Genomic DNA, 3,901 nt, shown 5'->3' with positions numbered 1-3,901 from the left:
AACGGAGCTGGCACAGATCTGGGCCGGGGTTCTCAAGCTGGACCGTGTAGGTCGACATGACCATTTCTTCGAACTGGGAGGCCATTCGCTCTTGGTCGCAAGGATGATTCAAATTTTAAATAATCAAGGAATCACTGCATCAGTGTTGGATGTGTTTCAAAATCCGACATTGAATGCCTTGGCAGAAAAAATAAAATTTGAGAAAAAAGAAACCGAACATAAGTGCATAAAGATTAAAGAAGGTGATGGCAAGAAGCCGCTATTCCTGGTGTATGAGAGCCATGGATTGGATCTATATTTTCCAGTATTAGCAAAGCATATTGATAACGACATTCCAGTTTATGGGCTTCCAGGAATACCTTTAGGAGAAAAGCAGCTTTCCACAATAGAGGAGCAGGCGAAAAGATTGGTTGACATTATTCAAGAAATACAGCCGGAGGGACCTTACAGAATTGCAGGGTGGTCATTCGGAGGGCTTTTGGCATATGAAGTAGCAAGTCGATTGTTGGGCAGGGACGAAACTATAGAATTTTTAGGATTGATAGACACATATGCTCCTTTGTCTAAAGATAGGCAATATTTTTCGGACAGCCCTTTACGAGAGTTGATTAGTCTATGTGAACCTATCGGAAGTAATATAGACGAGTTTAAAGAGCTAAGAAAAAAAGTCGAAGAGGACGAGAAATATAGAAAAAATACATTAAATATAAAAGACTTGCTAATTAAAGTTAGAGAGTTGGGCATCCTTCCGGAGAATCTAATCGAGCTAAACGACGACGAGGCAATATCGTATGTGTGTCGTCTTCACTTGAATAATAATGCGCAATGTATATATCTGATGCATTCTATTCCGATACAAGTACATCTTTTTGCTGCGTCTAATAAGACGTCTGAGTTCAGTAAAGGTGATTTGGAATCGTATAACCGCCTATTAAAATTTATCTCTGAAAATCAAGTAGAACTAGAAATTATTCCTGGAGATCATCGATCAATAATCGAAAATGATATTGAGGTTAGCTATCTGGGGAAATGTATTTCCGACGCAATAAAAAAATCGGGCAAATCAAAAACATCTTTGGTTCACCAATATGACCCAGTTTTTACCTTGCAAAATGGAAATAGATGTGACGAGGTTTTAATATGTGTTCCTGGTGCAGGAGGGAATGCAATGATTTTCAAGGATCTTATAGAACATTTACCTAAACAAATGCCAATATTTGCACTTCAGCCACGTGGAGTGACTTCAGATTTGGTTCCTCATGAGAATGCTGATTTGGCAGCAAAATTTTATGTGAACAGCATACTTGAAAAAATTAGCGGAAAAAAAGTTCATATCTTGGGCCACTCTTTTGGCGGATGGGTGGGGTTGGAAATGGCACGTGAATTTAAAAATTCAGGAACAGCCGTTTCATCATTAACCATTTTGGACAGCAAACCTCCTACGGCGTTTAATAATGCTAAGGAAATGGTTAATGACGAACTCGTTTTGCAAAAGCTCGTTGAAATCCTGCAGCTACAATCGAATAAGGGACGAAAAATATATGAACAGGCGAGTCACGAGGAAGGCATGGAGGAAAAAATTGCTAGGGCTCATGATATTTTAATGTTTAATGAGTCTTTGCCCAAACAAACAAAATACATCGATTTTAAAAGAGTTTTTCGTTCTTTTAAAACTGCTCTAAATTCCGATCTTTCAAAAGAAAGTCGTTATAACGACGAGGTTTTATTGGTATTGGCAGAAAATTCAAAGGAAGACAATCATGAGAGCCATGTGAAAACTTTATTGGGATGGAGAAAAATTACTCCGAAGATGACTTTTATCTATGCAAGTGGAAATCATTTGACCATGTTGAACGCCGTCAACTCGAAAAATATCGCTAGCTTATTAGTCAAAAGATTAGATAAAGAAACCTCCAATTTTTGGAGTGAACTTGGATAACCAGGTCAAAATATTTTGAAAAATTTTATAACGTCAATAAATATAGAGTCGGTATTGAAATGCATCCGAACAGATTTTTTCAAACTTTGGGCGGGACAAAGCCTGTCTATGTTTGGCGGTGCAATAGTCCGATTTGCTCTAGGTATATGGATATTTGAAAGGACCAGTTCGTTATTGGATTTTTCAATTCTTATTGTGCTGGGAGCGTTGCCAAGTGTGATACTCGCTCCATTAGTCGGTGCCGTGGCGGGGAAATATGATAGACGAATGATAGTGATTGCGTCAGATAGCATAATGATAGCGATATCGGCTTTCATAGCGATCTTATTATGGCGAAATGCACTGCAAGTAGGCCATATATACTTTCTAACTATTATCGTATCCGTTGTGGGGGCGTTTCAGGGGCCAGCCTACCAGTCATTGGTCGTGAGTATTATTGGTAAAGAGGCACTTTTACGAGCGAACGGAATAATGAGCTTAAGTGTGAACATATTGCAAGCTGTTGCCCCTACTATCGCAGGTGCGATATTGTCTTCAGCGGGCCTTTTTGGAATTGTTGCTGTTGACATAGCCACATTCGTGGCCGGAGCAATTTTCATCTGGAAGGTTTTTGTCGGAATGCCAAAAACTGAAACAGAAAGAACAGATGAAATGAGTCATGTCGGATATTTAGGCATTTTTTTTTCATCGCTTGATATATTTAAGAAGCAACCAGTGTTTATAGCATTGATTGCCTACGGAGTATTTCACGCCGCCATTTTGGCACTAGTTTCCACCTTGTGCACACCCCTTCTGTTAACTTCCCAGTCAGCACAATCTGTCGGATTTATATTAACTGCAGGTGCTGTGGGGGGAATGGTCGGAAGTTTATTGCTTGTTCTGTTAGGGGAGTCTAAATATCCAATGCGTATTGCGCTAATTGCTGATTCGGTGCTTGGTTTGTGCATTGCATTGGTTGGTTTAACGAATTCATTTACCTTTTATTGTGCCTTGGAGTTTTTATGTGTACTAGCGGCTGGCGTTTCAAGTGGATATATATCTACTGTATGGATGCGTAGTATTCATAGCAATAAACTAAGCAGTATTTTAGCTTTGTTACAAGGCGCTTTTTCCGCTGCAGCATGTGTTTCGATATTGCTCGGGGGGATACTTGCACAATACGTTTTTGAACCGGCATTCATGGAGAATGGACTATTGAATGATTCATTTGGAACATTGATTGGAATTGGAAAAGGGAGAGGGCTTGGTTTTATGTTTGTAGTGTGTGGAATAGTCTGTTTTCTCACGGCAGGTATAGGATTGACGTTAAATGCCGTCCGAAAGTTCAACGGGGTCATCAACACAGAGACAGTTGATCTTCAGCTTACGGCAAGATAAATTCTTATACAAAATTGGGGAATATTGGCAATCTCTATAGTGTTCCAATGTTTTCAAATCAGGGGAGGCGTAAGTTAATTATTCTTTTAGATAAATTGATGTTTTTTGCTAATTTGGGGTTGCACGTCAACGATAAAATTTGGGCATTTTGCGGAATTCCGCGGAAGGCTCTTCATTGCTTACTTCCTTATTATTATCGTCAAGACCGTTTGCATTTGCCTCGCAGCGTCTGCGAAATTTTACAAATCTTGAACTTAGCTATGTTTAAAACGACACCAATAAATCATCTACTTACACCATCAACACAAAATGTCGATGGCGAAAATTAATCTAAGGAATATCTGATTAAGTTCTAATTTTTATCATTTTCAAAATCGTGTTCCAGCCAAAGCGTAAAATGCGCTGACAGAACATGATTTTCATTAAAATTTGGGGAGTTGCCTCCCCAGTTGCTTCAGTTCTCGTGCGATTTCTCGCACTTTGGGCACACTATGCCCCTTGCAGGCGCATCAAGCGCCTGCGAACCATGAACAGATTTGCCAGTGCACAGGTGACGAACAAGCGGTGCGCATTTTTCTGTAACCC

General features: G+C 39.7%; 2 protein-coding genes. Both read left to right on the top strand.

Features of this window, described 5'->3' with window-relative positions; all coding sequences use genetic code 11:
• Positions 1-1,939 (top strand): thioesterase domain-containing protein (locus tag DFR42_RS28870; protein WP_146219018.1); only part of this gene is annotated, 1,939 nt, incomplete at its 5' end.
• A 15-nt stretch (positions 1,940-1,954) separates the two neighbouring features.
• Positions 1,955-3,316: an MFS transporter gene (locus DFR42_RS28865; protein ID WP_146219017.1), complete on the top strand. Its 1,362-nt coding sequence runs from the start codon at positions 1,955-1,957 to the stop codon at positions 3,314-3,316.
• Positions 3,317-3,901 lie beyond the last annotated feature (585 nt).

This window comes from Undibacterium pigrum (genome assembly GCF_003201815.1).
Classification (GTDB): Bacteria; Pseudomonadota; Gammaproteobacteria; order Burkholderiales; family Burkholderiaceae_D; genus Undibacterium; species Undibacterium pigrum.
The sequence above is the reverse complement of the archived record's forward strand: the minus strand, read 5'-3'. Positions and strand labels throughout refer to the sequence as shown.